General features: G+C 70.5%; 1 protein-coding gene. It reads right to left on the reverse strand.

Translation table 11 applies throughout. The features are described from left to right. Positions 1–140: 140 nt before the first annotated feature. Positions 141–1,253 carry a substrate-binding domain-containing protein gene (locus tag QCD68_RS17160; protein WP_301223887.1) on the reverse strand — a complete coding sequence of 371 codons (1,113 nt, stop codon included), beginning with the start codon at positions 1,251–1,253 and terminating at the stop codon, positions 141–143. Positions 1,254–1,439: the final 186 nt, after the last annotated feature.

Below are 1,439 nucleotides of genomic sequence, written 5' to 3' on the forward strand. Positions count from 1 at the left end.
ATGGGTCGTACCGGGTGGAGCGGGGGGGGGGGGGCCCCCCCCCCCCCGGGCCCCCCCGGGGCCCCCCCCCCCCCCCCCCCGCACCCCCCCCCGCCCCCGGGCGCGCCCGCGCGGGGGCCCTTCTGCTGGGTCGGGGAGACTCAGCCCTTCTTGGCGAGTGCCTCGAGCGTGTCGTCGTTCGAGTACGCCTCGACGGCGTTGTCCTTGGTGACGAGGACCGGGGTCAGCTCGACGGTCGGGACGATCTTCTTGCCGTTGTCGTTGTTCTTGTCGCTCACGGTCTTCGGCTTCTTGCCGTCGGCCAGGTCGGACACCAGGTCGATCGCGGCCTGGGCCTCGTCGGTGGTGTTCTTGTAGATGGTCGAGTACTGCGTGCCCTGCATGATGAGCGGGATCGACGCGGTCTCGGAGTCCTGACCGGTGACGACGGGGTTGTCCTTGCCGGCGGCCTTGGTCGCGGTGAGGATCGCACGGGCGAGCGTGTCGTTCGGCGAGAGGACGCCGTCGAGCTCGGTGTCACCCGTGTAGTACTGCGCCAGGAGGTCGGTCATGCGCGACTGGGCCTTCTGTGCGAGCCAGCCCTGCGTGGCGACCTTCTGGAACGAGGTCTGACCGGAGACGACCTTGATCGTGCCGTCGTCGATCTTCGGCTGCAGGACGTCCATCGCACCGTTGAAGAACACGGTGGCGTTGGCGTCGTCCGGCGAACCGGCGAAGAGCTCGACGTTGTACGGCTTGTCGCCCTTCTTCTCCTCGAGGCCCTTGAGGAGCGCCTGCGCCTGGAGCTGGCCGACCTTGAAGTTGTTGAACGCGACGTAGTAGTCGACGTTCTCGGTGTTCAGGATGTTGCGGTCCCAGGCGATGACGGTCGCACCGGCGGCCTTGGCGGCCTTGACCTGCGAGCCGAGCTGCGAACCGTCGGCGGCACCGACGATGATCGCCTTCGCGCCCTTGGTGACCATGCCCGAGATCTGCGACTGCTGGTCCGGGACCGGGCTGCCGGCGTTGGCGTACTGGATGTCGGCCTTGAAGCCGGCCTTCTCGATCGACTTCTTGAACGCGGCGCCCGCGAGGACCCAGTTCTGCGAGGTCTTGGCGGGGAGGGCGACACCGATGAGGTCACCCTTCTTGATGGTCGAGCTCGAGCCGGAGCCCGAACCCGAGTCGCCCGAGTTGCCACGGGCCGAGCAGCCGCTGAGGGCGAGGCCCGCGATGAGCGCCAGGCTGACGCCGGCGACGATCTTCTTGCGCATGTGATTGCTTTCTCTTCGTTGAGGAGTTGGGGCCGGGGCCCCGCTGTGTGTGGATGGGTCGTACCGGGTGGAGCGGGGGGGGGGGGACCCCCCCCCCCCCGGGCCCCCCGGGGGGGGGGGGGGGGGGGGTGGGGGGGGGGGGGGGGGGGGGGGGGGGGGGGGGGGGGGGGGGGGGGGGGGGGGGGG

The organism is Curtobacterium sp. PsM8 (assembly GCF_030433875.1).
Taxonomy (GTDB): Bacteria; Actinomycetota; Actinomycetes; order Actinomycetales; family Microbacteriaceae; genus Curtobacterium.